This window comes from Leptospiraceae bacterium (assembly GCA_015075105.1).
In the GTDB taxonomy this organism is placed as follows: Bacteria; Spirochaetota; Leptospiria; order Leptospirales; family Leptospiraceae; genus JABWCC01.
Genome location: JABTUZ010000002.1, coordinates 1,194,811 through 1,212,508, shown reverse-complemented (window position 1 = coordinate 1,212,508; position 17,698 = coordinate 1,194,811). Strand labels below are relative to the sequence as shown.

Annotated in this window: 14 protein-coding genes; 2 read left to right on the top strand and 12 right to left on the bottom strand. The window is 34.8% G+C overall.

The window, feature by feature from the left end; translation table 11 throughout:
- Nucleotides 1-3: 3 nt before the first annotated feature.
- From HS129_15600 to aspS, 10 genes are all read right to left on the bottom strand, one after another.
- Entirely contained in the window at nt 4-891 is an 888-nt protein-coding gene (locus HS129_15600; protein ID MBE7413460.1) for a hypothetical protein, read from the bottom strand.
- Between the two features lie 2 nt (nt 892-893).
- Nucleotides 894-2,039, bottom strand: a complete 1,146-nt coding sequence (locus HS129_15595; protein ID MBE7413459.1) for a 1-acyl-sn-glycerol-3-phosphate acyltransferase — start codon at nt 2,037-2,039, stop codon at nt 894-896.
- Between the two features lie 17 nt (nt 2,040-2,056).
- Nucleotides 2,057-2,998 carry a hypothetical protein gene (locus HS129_15590; protein ID MBE7413458.1) on the bottom strand — a complete coding sequence of 314 codons (942 nt, stop codon included), beginning with the start codon at nt 2,996-2,998 and terminating at the stop codon, nt 2,057-2,059.
- A 128-nt stretch (nt 2,999-3,126) separates the two neighbouring features.
- Nucleotides 3,127-4,380, bottom strand: a complete 1,254-nt coding sequence (locus HS129_15585; protein ID MBE7413457.1) for a CinA family nicotinamide mononucleotide deamidase-related protein — start codon at nt 4,378-4,380, stop codon at nt 3,127-3,129.
- A complete protein-coding gene (locus HS129_15580) occupies nt 4,373-6,145 on the bottom strand; it encodes an arginine--tRNA ligase (protein ID MBE7413456.1) in 1,773 nt (590 codons plus the stop codon). Before HS129_15580 ends, HS129_15585 begins: the two co-directional genes overlap by 8 nt.
- 221 nt (nt 6,146-6,366) lie before the next feature.
- On the bottom strand, nt 6,367-7,131 hold the full coding sequence (recO, locus tag HS129_15575) for a DNA repair protein RecO (GenBank protein ID MBE7413455.1): 765 nt from the start codon (nt 7,129-7,131) through the stop codon (nt 6,367-6,369).
- Nucleotides 7,122-7,577 carry an rRNA maturation RNase YbeY gene (gene ybeY / locus HS129_15570; GenBank protein MBE7413454.1) on the bottom strand — a complete coding sequence of 152 codons (456 nt, stop codon included), beginning with the start codon at nt 7,575-7,577 and terminating at the stop codon, nt 7,122-7,124. The genes recO and ybeY overlap by 10 nt, the downstream gene beginning before the upstream one ends.
- Entirely contained in the window at nt 7,577-9,910 is a 2,334-nt protein-coding gene (locus HS129_15565) for an HDIG domain-containing protein (GenBank protein ID MBE7413453.1), read from the bottom strand. Before HS129_15565 ends, ybeY begins: the two co-directional genes overlap by 1 nt.
- Nucleotides 9,911-9,956: 46 nt before the next feature.
- The gene (locus HS129_15560) at nt 9,957-10,832 is read right to left on the bottom strand and encodes a PhoH family protein (GenBank protein MBE7413452.1); all 876 of its coding nucleotides are present in this window, start codon (nt 10,830-10,832) and stop codon (nt 9,957-9,959) included.
- 125 nt (nt 10,833-10,957) lie between these two features.
- Complete coding sequence (aspS, locus tag HS129_15555; protein ID MBE7413451.1) at nt 10,958-12,760, bottom strand: aspartate--tRNA ligase; 1,803 nt, start codon at nt 12,758-12,760, stop codon at nt 10,958-10,960.
- A gap of 344 nt (nt 12,761-13,104) precedes the next feature.
- On the opposite strand from aspS, the gene HS129_15550 reads away from it, so the two are divergent.
- Together HS129_15550 and HS129_15545 are read left to right on the top strand one after the other, a co-directional pair.
- Complete coding sequence (locus tag HS129_15550) at nt 13,105-14,850, top strand: AAA family ATPase (GenBank protein ID MBE7413450.1); 1,746 nt, start codon at nt 13,105-13,107, stop codon at nt 14,848-14,850.
- Between the two features lie 62 nt (nt 14,851-14,912).
- On the top strand, nt 14,913-16,319 hold the full coding sequence (locus HS129_15545; GenBank protein MBE7413449.1) for a hypothetical protein: 1,407 nt from the start codon (nt 14,913-14,915) through the stop codon (nt 16,317-16,319).
- On the opposite strand, the gene HS129_15540 is transcribed toward HS129_15545, so the two are convergent.
- Nucleotides 16,302-16,853 carry a shikimate kinase gene (locus tag HS129_15540; protein ID MBE7413448.1) on the bottom strand — a complete coding sequence of 184 codons (552 nt, stop codon included), beginning with the start codon at nt 16,851-16,853 and terminating at the stop codon, nt 16,302-16,304. The two genes, HS129_15545 and HS129_15540, sit on opposite strands and share 18 nt — an antisense overlap.
- Nucleotides 16,844-17,695, bottom strand: a complete 852-nt coding sequence (locus tag HS129_15535) for an HDOD domain-containing protein (GenBank protein ID MBE7413447.1) — start codon at nt 17,693-17,695, stop codon at nt 16,844-16,846. Before HS129_15535 ends, HS129_15540 begins: the two co-directional genes overlap by 10 nt.
- Nucleotides 17,696-17,698 lie beyond the last annotated feature (3 nt).

The following is a 17,698-nucleotide window of genomic DNA, read 5'->3' as shown; positions in this document are numbered from 1 at the left end:
CCATCACCCTACAATTTCAGAAACAACCAAAAAAATTGTTTGTTCTAAAGATTCACGATTTTTGAAATCAATAATATTTTTCGCCAATTGTTTTGCAAGATTTGTTCTAAAAAGAGAATAATCATCTTCACTCATTCCAAGAAACTCGCGTAAATTTTTAGACTTTGATCCTTGCAAAATGTGCTGCCTGAGAGATGTATAAATATTTTGCATCGAATCTGTAAAAACAGAATCCTTCAAAATAGATTCTTTCAATACTAAAAAGTTAGATTTGATTTCTTCAAGCTCATTTGGGGTAGGGGACTTAAATTCAGAAAACTCCGCAGTCAAAAATATTTTAATTGTATTTCTAATCAACTCTCTCCCTTCTTCACCTTTAGGAGAATTAAAAATAAAATCTGCAATCTTGGATAGCAACCCCGGTAAAAATGGGTAAACAAATAATTTAATCTGTTTGTCTAATCCAGTCGCTTGTATTGCACCAAAAAAAGGATTAATTTTTTTATTAAATTCAATGATTGCACTTTCAATAATTCCTGCCAATAACTCGACAATTGGTTTTTGATTTAGCACTTTTAATAAAAATTCTTTAGAGGGCTCATAGCCGGGAACAGATGCCAACTCACTTATACTCAGTAGCGACTCTTCATTAATCAATTTATGAAAAGAATTCACAGTGATAATTTTTTCATGCTCGAGAGTGCCTATCTTTTTATCGAGTTCGCTATTTTTATTTGAGAGAAGCGATAAGGCTTGTAAATCAATGTTAATTTTTTCAGGAAGTAAATTATTTATCTCTGAAAAGAAAATACAATCTATTGCAGATCCGATTGTTCTTTCTAATTTCTCCGAATTATTTAAAAATTCTTTTATCTTATCTTTTAATTCCATATTCAATCATATACCTCAATATTGTTCCAAATTTCTACAATCGTGTCGTGAAATCCCTTCAACTGATTCAAATGGTACAAATACGGGTGCACTTTCCTTAACCGCCTCTTCCCTGTATTCGGTGCGTCAGTCGCCACCATTGAATATAATTTTTCAGTCCCACGATATTTTTTTTCAGAAGTAAACTCAATGAATCCTTCTTGCTTTGCTTTTGCTAAAATTTCTGCAAAAAGCTCGTTATAGGATTTTACTAAAAGCTCTTTGGCTATATAGATGATTCCTTTTTTATCTAACTCTTCTGCCAATTTTTTCATTTTATAAAATAAAAAATGTCTGCCAATCCCTGCACGAACATCCTCAGTTAAAATTGCAAAAGAAAATAAATTTCCCGAGGTTAGCGTAAAATAGGAGTTTAAAGCCTTTTTTAACTCCATAGCAACTTCGTGCTCTGTGAGTCCAGACTTCAATTGAAACATTTTTCCAAAACCGACGTGAGCTAAAGGTTTTTTATCGGTCAGAAAATCATAAGTCAATGTAAAAGGCAACAAATTCAAATTTTGAATTCTTTCCTGTAAAAAAAATACCCCTTTGCGAATTTGTCCAATGGATCCGTCTGAAGAAAGAGTGCCTTCAGGAAATAGAAATAGTTTCCTTCCTTTTTGAATTCCTTTCAATAATACATCCCACTGCTCATTCACAATATCTCTAAGTTTTCCCGCCCTCAATAATTCTTTTGCATCGTCTCTAAAAGGTCTTGCAACTGGAATTCCACCAACATACTTAAAAAGTTTTGGGATGACATTAGTAACATCCACTATATGAAAAATAAATTTTGCGATTCCTTTTGGACGAAACTCCTTAATCAAGAAATTTTTTTCCATTATATCTCTTCTTACTGGAAGAGAGTATTTTGATTTTGGGCTTAAATAAGGATGAATAGAAGCGAGCAAAGGCACATCTCTTTCATCTACATGATTTGCAAAAGCCACCACAGGATGAGTCAATTGAATCATTTTAGTTTGATCTGGAAAGTAGTAACGAATTCCGTGAAATACATATCTACTCGTAAATGCTATAAGCCACACAACGAATCTATAAAAGAGACTTAATTTTGCTACAGACTTTTCGTTTATCGGTTTTTCTATCACTTGTGTGTTAAATTCTCCTAATTGAATAAACTAAATTGGAATATCTCATTTTTTGTTTCTAAAAATATTTCTTTAGAAGATTTAGAAGGAATGGCTCTGACCGGAAATGAAATCCCTTTTTGAATTTTCAGAATATTTGCATCGTTATCAAAAAAATAAATATCTTCTACATTGGATGCTACAAAATATTCACCGGTATGGAAGGAAAGCTGGTAAATATCAGATCGCTTCTTTTTTTGTATATGCCTCAACAACTTTCCAGACTTTTCGTATAGAAAAATACTATCGGGTAGATTGACTTGTAGATTCCCTAAATTCCCAATCGCCATAAATACTTTATGTGGATACACTTTATGCAAAAGAAGAGTCGCAACCTCATCTCCTGCTTGATCCAACAACAAAATAAAATCCTTGTCCTCGTTCAAATAATGAATAGCAGAAAATTGTCCGTTAGGCGAAATAGCTATACTTTTATAAAACGATAATGTTTTCTTTTTAAAATCTTTATAAAACACACGATTCCCTTTTTCGTTTAACCGAACTACCTCTCCCCCTGAAAACAAAAGAATAGCCCCACCGTTATTTTGTGCAAAAGAATAATCAGAGAGAAATCTTCCGTCTATCACCTTCTCTCCGATCCAATTCCCGTTGAGATCAGAAAGGAAAACCCGATTATTGTCCCCCGAAGCCAGTAGAATTAAATTTCCTTCATAGCTCGGTTTTGGATAACTCATAAAATCTTTCTGCCAAAGAATTTCTTGATTTGAAGAGAAGTAAGAAACTTTTTTACCGATTTTTTCATACTCTATAAATCCTCTTCCAATAATTGGAATTTGATAAAGAAAATCCGGTTTCAAAGCGTGACTTTGCCTTGTCTGAAATGCAAAATACCTATTCTCGTTTATATACCCGTTTAAATGAGTAAAAGGGTTCACAGAAAAGCGTACGTCATGCGACATCCCATCTTCGGTATGCTTCTCCCAGACCCAATTATTTTGAATAAACGCAGACGAAGAATATTTATTTCCTAATACAAAAAAGAATAATAGAAAAAAAAGGATAGAAGAAAAAAAATAGAAATACACTTCTACAGATTTTTTGTTTGAATAAGTTTATACAAGCAAAAAAGAGCCATATTCGATGCGTAATCTCTGAAAAGTTCACGGGTAAATGGAAAATGAAACTTCTCAACAATCGGAGATCTGCCTTTCTTTTTCACAGCTATATAACATAAACCTACTTTTTTAGTTTCTGTTCCACCCCCGGGCCCTGCAATCCCAGTGATTGATATAGAATATTCACAATTCAACTTATTTTCTGCACCGATAACCATTTCTTTTGCGGTTTCTTCGCTCACAGCTCCAAAATTTTTAAGAGTCTCTTCCTCAACACCCAAAATTTTCATTTTTATTTTATTGCTATAAGAGACGATAGAGCCAAGAAAATATTCAGAAGCTCCTGCAAGATCTGTAATTTTTTTTGCAATAAACCCCCCGGTACAACTTTCCGCAGTTCCAAGACTCATTTTGTGTAATGTCAAAAACTTATGAATTTCCTGAAATATATCTATCGACACATTTGGCTCAAACTCTTTTTCTATTGCTTTGACAACAGGAGAAATATTTTCCATTTTCTCGGAACAAAAACTTACTTGAATATAGCCAGACTTTGCTGTAACTCCCCACGTTATATTGGAGAGCAAGTCCTTGTAGTTAGAAATAAATTTACTTTGAAAATACGATTCACCAATTCCCCAAACCCACCTTGTATCGTAATATAAATTCTTACTTTGAAAATTATTTTTTAAAATCGGAACTACTTCTTTGCAAAACATTGGTTTCATTTCTGCCGGAACACCCGGCATCGCAATTAGGTGAGTATTATTTTCAGTAGAAATAAAAAACCCTGCTGCTATACCAACTGAATTTTCTAAATGAGTTGAGCCTTCTGGGATTCTTGTCTGTTTTTCTACTTCCTGAATTAACTTCTGGTAATCCTTTCCTCTTTTCTGAAAAAAATTTTCTAATCTTTGAAAAGCCTTTTCGTTACGAAGGGGCTTCTTTTTTAAAATTGCACAAATTGCGTCTAACGTATAGTCATCTTCTGTAGGACCAAGTCCGCCAGTCATAATCACAAGAGTATTTTTCTCTTGATATAACTCATTACAAATGTTCTCTTTCAATACCTCAAGCGAATCTGGCAATACTAAAAATTTATTCACTTGAAACCCAAGTGTAAATAATTCATTTGCTATCCACGAAGAATTTGTATCAATACTTTTTCCGGAAGTAAACTCCGAACCGGTTGAGATTACAGTTATGCTTAAAAGAGATTTACTCATTGTCAGAATTTCTACTCATTTTTTCAGGAGCACTCACTCCGAGGATCTTTAATCCCTCTCTCAAACAAACAGCAGTAGTCCGACATAGAAAGGATAGCGCATGACGCACCCTCCCTTCACTGTTTTTTAGTCTATTTTCCTTAGCCGAGTAAAACTTTGTAAAAACTTTGCTTAAATTTTGTAAATAGTTTGCAAGCCTGTGCGGTTCAAAAGAATTTGCAGAGTCCAAGACTTCTTCGGGAAATCTCGCACACCAAAATAGCAGCCTCTCTCTTTCGGAGGTCATCTCCAACTCTTTTAACGCCTGCAAGTCAAAGTCTTCTCCGACCTCTCTGAATATAGAGCATATTCTCGCATGAGCGTATTGCAAATAGAACACTGGATTTTTTTCGGATTCATCTTTCGCTAAATCTAAATCAAAATCCAAAGGTACATCTAACGATCTCATTTCAAAAAAATATCTTCCTACATCTTTTGAGTTTGTTCCGAGGTATTCTAACAATTCAGACATTGTTTGAAAAGACCCCAAACGCTTACTCATTTTTACCTTTTCACCTTTAGACAAAAGGTTTACTTGTTGTGCGATCAATATCTGAAAAGATTCATCCGCATAGCCAAGAGATTTCATCGCACCTTTTAGTCTTGCGATATAACCGTGGTGATCCGGCCCCCAAATATTGATCATCACATCAAATCCTCTTTGCATCTTATTTGTGTGGTAGGCTATATCTGCAAGTAAATAGGTAGGCCGCCCGTCTTCTCTTACGATAACTCTGTCTTTATCGTCTAAAAATTTTGTGGAACGAAAAAATAATTTTCCGTCTTCAGTAAAAACATCTCCTGACTTTTCCAATAATATACGAGTTTTTTCGACTTCGCCCGAATCGTGTAAAGACTTCTCGCTAAAAAATTTATCAAAATGAATCCCAAACGATTCTAAATCTTTTTTTTGTCCAGATAAATTTTCTTCTACACACCAAAGAGACAAGAACTCAGAAATTTCTTTGTATTTTTTTCCCACCAGATGATCTAAAATTTGTTTTTTTTTGTCCGGGTTATTTAAAAATTTTTCTGCAAGATTTTTTATGTAATCTCCTCGATACCCTTCTTTAGGAATAAAATTCCCGTTAAACAATTCCTCTATAGATTTTTCAGAATCATCTGCTTCAATCTGAATAGGCTCACCCAAAGTTTCTCGAATCCTCGCAAGGCAAGAAACGCCCAATAAAAAAACCTGATTCCCGTAATCGTTTACATAAAATTCACGACTAACTGTATTCCCGACTCTCTCCAATAGGGAGCATATAGAATCACCCATAGCCGCAGCTCTTGCAGACACAATATTTAAGGGGCCTGTAGGATTTGCGCTCACGAACTCAAATAGTATTTTTTTCGGGGATTCTACTTTTGGAAATAATGCGTTAGGCGAAATAGGCATATTGGAAATATACTCAATTAAATAATCTTTTTGAATTCTAAAATTGATGAACCCAGGAAAAGTAAAGTCAACCTTTTCAAAAATTGATTCTTCTCTTAAATATAAAATAACTCCCTCTGCAATCTCCTTTGGATTTCGCGATAAAATGGATTTATTTTCCAATGCAAAAGGGGTAGAATAATCTCCAAATTTTTCATCTCTGGAATACTCTATTCGAATTCTGCAATCCTCCAATTTTGTATCAATTTTTTCTTTATCGAAATACCTTAGAATTCCTTCTTCTAATTTTTTCTTTACTCTATTTTTCAATAAATCTTTTTCATTCATAATTCAATCTTACTTTTTTTCTCTTCTCGAAATCTTTATTCAATTCTATAAATACGCTATTTTTTAATTCAAACAATCTCACAAATACGGATTTGCTTTCTGTACGCAGGGCTTGTTTTGTTTTCTCGGAATTCTTCAATACGAAAGTCTTTCTTCCCCACTGAATATTTAAAACTAAAAGTGAGATCACAAAATTTAAGATAAATAAAAAACTTATACTTTTAATAAAGAAATTCATAGTTTTCCTTTAATGATTTATACAAAATGTTAGCACTTTTTAACGGCTTTCCAATATATATTTTTAAATAAGAATTCAAAAGATAGTCAATTTCTATAATTTGCGGCAGAGGAATCGACTTATTTTTTAAATTCAAGTATCGATTCTTCATAATTGCATTGAACAACCTGATTTCATTTATAGTATTTTTTTGAATATTCTGACAATCCCCGCAAGTAACCTCCCAGTTCTCTGAATTTATAAATGCAGATTTTTTTTCCAACACATCCATATTGCAAAAAATACAACGAAACTCGCCACTAAAAAGACCTACCGCTGCTAATAATTTAATTTTGAAAAAAGGCATGATTAAGGGTGAGTACCCATTCTCATCTATAGTATTTAAAAATTCTAAATACAGTTTATAGATTGCCGTGTGAGACTCTCCATCGGGAAGCAATTGATCTAATAGTTCAGAAGTGTACCCGAGTAACACAAAACCTCCAAAAGAAGATTTTATCTTTTCAAACCTATTGACAACACTAACTTCCTTCACGATTCTGGTCTCGTCTTTTTCATGGCTATAAAAATCTAACTGGATTTGAGTTGAAATCTCAGAGGCGACTATCGGGCGATTCTTACTCTTTTTAATTCCTTTCAGAATATATTTTGCTTTTGGTTGAGTTTTTCCCAAGACAGTTATTAGCGCATCCACATCTGAAAAAGTCCTCATATTCAATACTATTCCTGTTTCTTTTTTTAGAGGCATGATTTTTTAAAAATTATAGATAGACATTCGTCTTCTTTTCTTCTCATTTTTTTTGCTTGGTATTGACTTTTTTCGTGATCGTAACCTAATAAATGCAAGATTCCGTGAACAAGCAATCTATAAAATTCTTCTCTTAAGCTATGCCCAATTTTTTTTGCTTGGCTTTTTGCTGTGTCGATTGAAATAACAACTTCCCCCAAAGCCAAGTAAGGCAATTGCAGTTCTGCCAGAACTGCAGGAAAAGACAAAACATCGGTAGGTTTATTTTTATTTCTCTTTTCTTTATTTAAATTTTGAATTTCAAGGTCGCTTGTTATAATAACTGAAATCTCATAGGATATATTGTCTATAAGGTAGTTTAAAATTTTTCGTATTTGCTTTTTTATATCTGCTCTATTGAGAGGGGAAGGGAGCTTACTTAAAGTAGAAACTTCAATAACTTCCATCATGAGCGGTTTTCTAATCTCTTAGTTTCTTCCTCACTTGGATATTTAGGTCTTTGGTGAAGACTGGATAACAAAACTTCCTTAAAAGAAGATTTGATGACAAAAAGATCGCCTATCGTAAGCCCACTCTCATCGAGTTGATTTTCCGATAACTTAATATTGATGATTTTCTGAATCAATTCGTCTAACGCATGAGAATTAACTTCTTCCATAGAGCGACTTGCGGCTTCGACAGAATCTGCAATCATCACAATCGCTGTTTCTTTTCGTTGAGGTTTCGGGCCCGGATACATAAAGTCCTGCTTTCTGACCTTCTTTCTCTGAGAAGAAGACAAATCAGCCAATGCCCTGTGATAGAAAAAAGCCATAGTGCTCGTACCATGATGCTCTGGAATAAAATTGATTACCTCTCTTGGCAATCGAGCTTTTTTTGCCATTTCAATCCCGTCTAAAACGTGATCGATTACAATTTTTGCTGCAAGACCGGGATTGTTCCTATCTATATTTTCTTTTTTAGGAATGAGGTGTTGATTCTCTACAAAAAATCCTGCATTCGGAATCTTCCCTATATCATGGAAATATACTCCTACTCTAGTCAACAGCCAATCAAGCCCAAGATTTTGCGCAGCTCTTTCGGATAACGCACTCACCAAAAAAGTATGAGTATATGTAGAAGGAGCTTTTGTCAACATTTCTTGTAACAGAGGATGTCCAGTGTCTGCAAGTTCTTGCAATTTGAATCTGGTCGGGATATTAAAAATATATTCGTATATGGGCAGTAAAAACTGAGTCATCGTAGAGCATACAAAACCATTGATAAAGCAAGTTGTATATAATTTGAATACGTTAGATCTAGTGAGGTCTCTAAAAAAAGATCCACTCGGCTCTGTCACCCAATACACCCTTGAATCAAAAAGGTAACCACTGGTTGAAATGATCATCTGAATAAACGTTATGAGAAATCCTGCTTTGATAAAGTCGATCCTCTTTCTCACCTTGCCTGCATAGTATGCAGATACAATCGTCGCGGAAAATGCGATAAGAAAAGAAGTAGAATTGTTTCTGGAAGCAAAAAATACAAAAAAGGATAAATAAAAACCAATAGCTATAGACAATTGTTCGTCATAAATAAAAGCTAAGATCAAACAAATCATTCCAACAGGAACAAATAAGCCAAAATAATAAATCGAATCGTAGTTTGTTTCAGGAAGATAGAAAAACTTAGAGCTTATAAAAGAAAAAATTACAAATATCCATATCAAAGAAAAAACAATTACATTACTCGATACATCATTCAATCGTTTTGGATCGTATTTTTTTAAATAAACAACTATAATTCCTAAAAATACAAGTTGTATGAGTAAGATAGAAATAATAGACGTTACGTTTGCTCGTGTCGCATACTTGTTCAGCATTTCAAGACGATAACGAATTTCAGGTGTTACGAGATCTCCCGATTTAATAATAATTTCATTTGCATTAATCTTACTCTTGATAGATGCAACCTTATCCATTGCCGACTTTCTTTCATTTTCCGTCTCCTGACTATTAAACACACAGGCAGGAAAAGAATATATATACGAATAACTTAATTTTTTTACGATAGGCAAAAGTGAAAAATTAGAATTAGAAAATTTCTCTTCTAATATTTTATTCAATCTTTCAGAGACAATGCGATTTCCGTACATTTCTGTCCTTTCGATTACAAAACTTCCCTCAAGAACTGAAATATTTTCTTTCCCACCTTTACTCCTTACTTTTGCTCCTGAGCCACGCAATAGGTTTCTATCGAATGGAATATCTTTACAAACACAATGACTCAAAAAAATCAAACTAACTGCTTGTTCCACCATCTCTCGAATTCTATCTTTTCGAGGATAAGAAATAAGCACATCCAAGTCTTCCTTATTTCGATTTCTCCATCTTGGATTCTTGTCGATCAACATGGAATAAATTTTTGCAGAGTGTCCTTGCCCGGACAATGATTTTAGATTTTCAAAATCTTCTTCGATATATCTATTTATATCATTGGTAAGAGTCGAAGAGTCTCTATCAAAAAAAAAGGCTGCCGATTGATAGGCTCTGGATTTTTCGGCTTTCGTTTTTTCCTCGTCGTCGTAGATGATCTCTTTAGTAGAAGCTATCGTATCGTGTGAAATTTGTCCGAGTGCAAAAACTCCATCTTTTGAAAGGTCTAATTTGGCTTGTCCCAAAAAAGGCACAGCTAAAAAATACGTCACCATAGATAGAGTAATCAGAATCAGGATTAGCTGGAGTTTTTTTACAAAACTTGCCGGTCGAATACGAGTCAGAATTTCCGTTAATCTAGTCATAACGTTTTCTATTTCTTCAAATATTCTTTTCAAATATTCAACCCGCCTATTTAAGTTCTTCAAATTTACGAACTATTTTTTCTACCAACGGGTGCCTTGTTATATCTTCTTTTCCAAAAATAACCAAACCGATCCCCTCTGTATCCTGAAACAAAGATACAACTCTATCTAAACCGGATTTACCGTATTCCAAATCTATTTGCGTAATATCTCCGGATAGACTCATTCTAGAATTTCTACCTAACCTTGTCAAAATCATTTTTAGTTGGTTTATCGTACAATTTTGAGCCTCGTCCAACAAGATAAAAGAATTTGCAAGAGTCCTGCCTCTCATGAATGCAATCGGAGCAATCTCGATTTTCCCCGTACTCAAAAGCTCTTGCACTTTTTCGTACCCTATACATTCATACAGTGCGTCGTAAATCGGACGAAGATAAGGATCCACTTTTTGAGAAAGGTCACCCGGCAAAAATCCCAAAGACTCTCCTGCCTCAACTGCGGGTCTTGTTAAAACCAATCTCTCTACTTCACCGGTTTGTAGCATCTTGCACGCTGTAGCAATAGATAAAAATGTTTTTCCTGTACCGGCAGGACCAATCGCAAACGTAATCATATTTTCATTCAAGCTATTATAGAAAATTTCTTGGTTGTAGGTTCTTGGAAAAATTGTTTTTCCTCGGTATGTAGTAAATACTTTTTCAGAAGGCTTCCAAAGAGGGTTTATCTTGTCTCCCACTAAATCTTTCACTTGTTTTTTTTCGTTAATCCCGATCATATATTGAATGTCAGCAAATTCCACATTTTCTTTATCCGGTCTCAATCGAAAATTCTCCTCCAGCTTTGAAAAAAAATTTAATGCCCCTGTGATTTTTTTTTGACTTCCGGATAAAAGGAGGGTGTTCCCTCTCGGAATAATATCAATAGATAGATTTTTCTCAAGATCCTTTATCTTGGAATCATTGATCCCGCAAATTTTCAAATACAAAGAATAATCCTGAAAAGAATACTGAGCCTTATCTTTTTTGTTTTGCTTTTCTTTTTTCACCATCAGACTTTGATTGTTCGTATTTTCAATTCAGACAATTGCTTGTCATCGACAGGAGTAGGGCACTCACTCATCAAGCATAATCCTTTCTGAGTTTTTGGGAATGCAATAACATCACGAATTGATTTCCCTCCCGATAAAAGCATGAGTATTCGATCAATGCCAAACGCTATGCCTCCATGAGGGGGAGCACCAAACTGCAAAGCCTCTAAAAGAAACCCAAACCTTTCAGTTGCTTCCTCTTCATCTATACCTAACGCACGAAAAACTTTTTCCTGTATTGATTTATCATGGATTCTGATACTTCCACCCCCAATTTCAGTTCCATTCAATACTAAATCGTAAGCCTTAGATTTCAACTTAGAGAGATTTTCTTTCAATTTCTCCATAGAATCAAAATACGAAATACAATCTTCTGTGGGAGAAGTAAAAGGGTGGTGTATAGCGCCTAACGCACCTTTCTCATCCAATTCAAACATAGGGAAATTCAAGACCCAAGTAAGATTAATTTCATCGTCTCTTGGAGTTTCAAACTTTTCCGATAATTTTAAACGCAAAGCACCAAGTCCTGCATGCACAATATCTGTCTTATCCGCAACAAAGAAAACCATATCGCCTTCTTTGGAATCTACTGCTTTGGAAATTCCTTCCAATTCCTCTTTTGTAAATCTCTTTGTAATCGTTGACTCTAAACCGGAAGGAGTGTGCTTCATATAAGCCAACCCTTTTACTTTAAAGTCTTTGTTCAACCAAGAAGTCAAATCCTCTATTTCCTTTCTGGATATTACAGACCCGCCTTTTACACAAATCGCTTTTACCATTCCTCCTGCTTGGACTGCTTGAGTAAACACCTGAAAGTCAGAATTTTTTACAATATCAGATACGTTATGCAGCTTCATTCCAAATCGAAGGTCAGGCTTATCCGAGCCGTAAGAATTCATCGCTTCATCGTAGCTCATTCTCGGAAAAGGGGAATTCAATTTTATTCCAAATACCTCACTAAATACGTGTGAAATCATCACTTCAATTTCTCTAAGTATATCTTCTTCATCCACAAAAGAAAATTCCATATCCAATTGTGTAAATTCGGGTTGCCTGTCTGCGCGAAGATCTTCATCTCTAAAACATTTTACAACTTGAAAGTATCTGTCCATTCCACCCACCATCAAGATTTGCTTAAAAATTTGAGGGGACTGGGGTAGTGCATAAAAACTTCCCGGGTTCAATCTTGAAGGAACAAGAAAGTCTCTCGCACCTTCAGGAGTAGATTTATTCAAGATAGGAGTTTCGATTTCTAAAAACCCTTTCTCATTTAAAAATTTCCGAATTGCAAAAATAAATTTGTGCCGAAGAATCATCCTCTCTTTTAGTTCATTTTTTCTAAACTCTAAATAGCGATACTTCAAACGAACTTCTTCTCCCGTATCGTCAAATTCATCAAGAGAAAACGGAGGAGTCTTTGCAGAATTGAGTACTTCTAATTCTTCTATGATAATTTCAATTGTTCCAGTAGGAATTTTTGGGTTAATAGACTCCTTGTCTCTTTTTTGAAGTTTCCCTTTTATACCAATCACAAACTCAGACCGAATATGATCTACCTTAGCAAATTCCTCTCCAATGATTTCTTTTCTGGCTACAACTTGGATAATACCCGATCTGTCTCTTAGATCGATAAAGATTACTCCACCTTGATCTCTTAGCCTGAACGCCCAGCCATAAACACAGATTTCTTCACCTACATTTTTTTCTGTAAGCTCTCCTGCCCACTTTCTATTTTTATAATTTTTCTTTGCCCAATCTGACAAAATCTGTCTCCTGAATTTAACTATACTTATTCCAGCAACCTACATAACTCAATTTATTCAAGTTTAGTTTTTCTCTAAATTAAAATTTGTTAAAATTCAAAAAGAATCACTCTCAACCTGCTATTTTGCAAAAATCCAAAAGGGTTTTTCGGTAATTTCATCTTCTTAATTCACTTAACTTAGGGTCTATTTTGGCTCAAAAATCACCCTAAGGAAATTATCTGAATTGCAGGAAATAAAACCCCTGAAACTCTTGCAATATAAGGGATTTATGGGTTTTTGAAAAGATTCTTTCTTATGCAAAATCCAAGAAAAAACGATATTATATAATAAAGTAGGTAAATATGTTAAAAAAATTAACAAATTCTGACGTAAAAGTAGAAATAAAGGAAGCCGATTTCGGGAAAAACGAGCTAAAAGAAAAAGAAATCCATCCGGACTATTTTCTATTCCAAAGCGACGCTTTAAAGCAGATTCGTTTTGCCTTGGACAACCCAAAAATTTTTCCACACTTTGTAATTACAGGCTCTGAGGGAATCGGAAAAAGAAGCGGAATTTTATCCCTTTTAAAAAAGGAATACATTACAAAAAATACTTATACCAAATACTACTATTTCCGTAAAAATAATTCGATTATCGAAGATCCGGACTATAAAGAAGGGTTGGTAGCACTCTTTGATCCGGATATAGAGACTACTTCCATAGTTTATGATCCTACTCCAAGCGTAATGGGCTTAATGGGAGTTCCTACAGAAAAAAGATACCAACCGGGGAACTTAATCAAGGCTACCGGTGGCTACTTGGTATTACCTATGTTTAAATTATTAAACGAGCCCTATCTATACGATGTGCTAAAGTCTTGCCTTGTCACAGAAAGATTAGATTTCGCAAATTTACCCGAAGTAAGTTTTTTTCAGTCTTTCGACAGAGCGCTACCGCAATTCCCTCTTCAGCTTAGAGTTATCTTAATAGGAGAAGACTATCTCTATGAGCAACTAATGAAAAAAGATAGCGACCTCCGTGAAACTTTTGGGATCAAGATTGAATTGGACTATGAAGCAGAGTTGAGTAAGAAAAACATCAATCGCTTCTCTCTTCTAATTGACAACTGGGTCATGGAAGATTATCCGAAACCTGTTCCTTCAGCAAAGAAAAGGCTATTGGAATACGCATTAAAACTAAACGACAGCCAGTCTAAATTTTCTCTAAGGCTCACAGAAATCAAAAAAGTGTTTGAAGAGTCTTTAGCTCTCGGTAAAGCAAAAAAAGAAATCACCGATGCTGAAATTGAAGCAGGGATCGCAAACATCGACAAAAGAAATTCTCTCCACAGAAAAAAATACTATGAAGATATTCAAAACGGCTCGTACAATATCTTCCTGACAGGAAAAAGAGTAGGCAGGATCAACGGTCTATCCATAATAGCCTCTCCCCAAAATAACTACATGCCGGATTATGGGCAAGTAAACACTATTTCTGCAAGAGCCGTAATCGGTAGCGGAAACTTTATCAATATAGAAAGAGAAGTAAACCTGTCCGGGGACATTCATGATAAGGGAGTGTTTGTTCTACAATCCTATATCAAAGGATTTTTCTCTCACCTAAATTCATTTGCCCTAGACGCATCCATTATGTTTGAACAAAACCAATACATAGTGGACGGTGATTCTGCGAGTGCCGGAGAGCTTTTGGCAATTCTTTCTGCACTTTCCGATATAGAAATATCTTCTACGGTTGCGGTTTCCGGCTCTGTAACCCAATACGGAGAAATTCTTCCGGTAGGGGCGATCAACCAGAAAATAGAAGCGTGGTTTGATATATGCCAGATTATGGGCAGTGCAAGAGAGACCTATTCTGTTTACATTCCGGTTGCAAACAGCAAAGACCTAATCTTGTCTGAAGAGATTCGTGAATCCATGAAAAAAGACAAGTTTCGAATTTTGACCTTTTCCCATATCATAGACCTGATACCGGAACTGATGAAGTTACAGATTGGTAAAATTGAAAAAGACGGAAAATACACCCAAAACAGTCTAATGAGAGCAATAGAAGACAGGGTGGATAGAAAAAAAGAAATTGACAAAGATTAAATTCATAAAAATCTCAAAGTAACGTCTGATTTTTTTAAATTCAGGCGTATAATAAAATAGAGATGCTTTATCGTACAATAAACCCAAAAATTTCTATTCTGATTTCTGTTCTTTCCGGGGCCGGATTCGTCGCAATCCTTGCATTCACACCCGTAAAACTCAAGAAGTCAGGGCGTAGCTATTTTCAGTCTCTGAATAACACAAAATCTCTACACGGCCCAAGTGATGAGTTGGTTTCTATTTCTGAAAATATTATTTCATCGAACCAAAATTCCTCACAATCAGAAAATGATTCTGCGAAATCCAACGATGCAAACTCTAAGAAAAATGATTTTCTAAAGCTAAACCCTTCTTTAAACCAAGATTTAGACAAATCAAACAATGAGTTTTCAATAACCCACTCGGTAAGTCCAAATTCATTGTCCTTAAACCAAATGCTTTATACCGCACCGGTTCAAGGAGAGACTTTCTTGAATTATAAAGACAATCGACTTACAGTTCACTCTATAATGGCCCCTAAAATTCCTTTTACCAATATAGACAAAGGATTTACTCCAGTCAGTCGCAATCAACCATTACTTAGAAACATGGAAATAGATTATTCGATTAGTTCCAGTGTTTCTGCGGTAATGAGAACAATCAGCTCTGATTATGGAGACAGATTTAAAGAAAGAACTACTGCCTTTGCCGGAATTAATCTGCAAGGAAATGAATTCTTTTCCACACAAATCGTTGCTGGAAATACTTATACTTCAAATGTAAATAATTATATTTTTCAATCTCACATACCTGTTTCTACCCTAACAAATCGCTTTATAGATCGTGATTTGTATGGATCCGGCTCAAGAGATAAGCTCCTCGAATTGCAAACAAATTTTGTGCCATCTCAACACTTACAGATCCAAGCGGCTCTATTTAATTCAAGAAAAGACAATTCAATTAATTTCAGTTCACCCGATGGAGGAAGACTATCTGTGCTCTTAAATATCAAAAACATTGCATTCAATTTAAGATACAATTATTTGAACACCACTGACCCACAAAAAAACCAATTCAATTATAATTTTACAAACTTACACGGGGCAGATTCTGCTGCGGTAGGTTTGACAATTTTCTTGGATAATAATAAAAATTACTCATTCTATGTTGGTGGAAATTATTCCAATATTATGAATCGCTCCGGTGGAAGTGAAATATCTCAGCAAAATCTACTAAATCCATTTCTTTTTCCAAGCTCGTTCAACTTAAACTTAGGAGGAATTTCTCAAATGAATTCTCCGAGCATGTCCTCCTTTTCTGCAAGTTTTCGTGGAAAACCAAAATCTTCCAATACTACACTATTCGTGAACTTTAGGAACTACTATTCCAAGGATACAGTTTATTCTAATCTTGGTCCATTCCAGATCCCTATACTATCTCAAGTGACTTTTGATTATGCAACTTCACTTGGGTTAGAACTTTCCTTTTAATAATTGTAGAATTTCACTTGCTGCTTCTTCCGGTTTTTTACCATCTAAATTCAATTGCAAATCTGCAATTTTTGAATATACCGGCATTCTTCTGTTCAATATTTCTTCGTAAGAATTAATCTGGCTAAGAGTAGGGCGATTGGAATCATTCTTTACTTTTTGTAATAGATTTTCTTTGCTTTGATACACAAAAATTATTTTAGCAAACGATTTTAGTAACCGTACTTTTCTTTCGCTTACAATTTCTTCACCAAGATCATTTACATCAAAAATAATCCCTCCACCACAATCTAAAATGATATTTTTTGCTTCTGAGATTTTTTCTAAAATTCTAAATTCTAAATCTCTAAAATTCTTCCAATCTCCATTTGCTTCTCTGATTTGCTCTTCAATCGAATGACCACCGGATTCATAAACTGCAATCATGTCTGTTGACACAACTGGATTACCGATAATTTTTGTTAGCTTTCTAGAAATCTTGGATTTGCCTGCCCCTCTTGGACCAATTAACGCAATATTCAATTTTAAATAGATTTTAACTCTGCAAGACTCTTTTCTAAATCAGGAATCATTAGATAATAATCTTGAAGATCTTTTTCAGTAACACCTGTGACTTGCAAGGCTACTTTTGACAATGGCTGAGAAATCCCGCCAATATCAATCCCTACTCCAGACACTATGGCTATGGTATTTGCAATATGGACTACTGCTGTGAGTAAAGGAAATTTTTTAGCTTCCTCGGGGTTGTGATGATATGCAATAACTTCGATTAACTCTTCAGGAAAATTCCATTTCTCAAGAGCTTTCTTTCCTACTTCTTGATGGTCGTAACCAAAATATTTTTTTTCTAATTCAGTGAACGGCTCTTTTGAATCCTTTACCTCATTTTTTATATTAAATAAAACTGATGGGAAAAATTGAGCCATAATCATTTTCCCTACATCGTGCAAGAGACCCGCAGTGAAAACTAAGTCTTTCGGTAAGGTCAATTTTTTGTGCTGGGAAATTCTAAAAGAAAGCTCGGCTACAATTAAAGAATGCAACCACATTGCCTCTGCTTCAATTTGATACCCTTGTACATCTTTATAAAAAATACCCTTAGCGGCTGTAACTAAAATAATTTCTTTTACAACTTTGATTCCAAGAGTCATAAGTGATTCTTGTACTGTTTTAATTGGTTTACTTGCTCTATAATAAGCTGAGTTAGAAAGCTTAATGATAGTTGCAGTAATCGCAGGGTCTTTAGATATTTCAGTAGCAAGATCCTGTATAGACACCGCAGGGTCTCTCACCATTTCCATTACTTTAATAACTACATTAGAAATAGATGGTAATTTATTTACATCGCTCAGAACTGCATCAATTTTTTCTTTCATCGT

Coding starts and splice junctions, on each gene's coding strand:
- HS129_15550 (MBE7413450.1), top strand. CDS start 13,105: ATGTTAAAAAAATTAACAAATTCTGACGTAAAAGTAGAAATAAAGGAA.
- HS129_15565 (MBE7413453.1), bottom strand. CDS start 9,910: ATGACTAGATTAACGGAAATTCTGACTCGTATTCGACCGGCAAGTTTT.
- ybeY (MBE7413454.1), bottom strand. CDS start 7,577: ATGGAAGTTATTGAAGTTTCTACTTTAAGTAAGCTCCCTTCCCCTCTC.
- recO (MBE7413455.1), bottom strand. CDS start 7,131: ATGCCTCTAAAAAAAGAAACAGGAATAGTATTGAATATGAGGACTTTT.
- HS129_15585 (MBE7413457.1), bottom strand. CDS start 4,380: ATGAGTAAATCTCTTTTAAGCATAACTGTAATCTCAACCGGTTCGGAG.
- HS129_15600 (MBE7413460.1), bottom strand. CDS start 891: ATGGAATTAAAAGATAAGATAAAAGAATTTTTAAATAATTCGGAGAAA.
- HS129_15580 (MBE7413456.1), bottom strand. CDS start 6,145: ATGAATGAAAAAGATTTATTGAAAAATAGAGTAAAGAAAAAATTAGAA.
- HS129_15590 (MBE7413458.1), bottom strand. CDS start 2,998: ATGTCGCATGACGTACGCTTTTCTGTGAACCCTTTTACTCATTTAAAC.
- HS129_15545 (MBE7413449.1), top strand. CDS start 14,913: ATGCTTTATCGTACAATAAACCCAAAAATTTCTATTCTGATTTCTGTT.
- HS129_15535 (MBE7413447.1), bottom strand. CDS start 17,695: ATGAAAGAAAAAATTGATGCAGTTCTGAGCGATGTAAATAAATTACCA.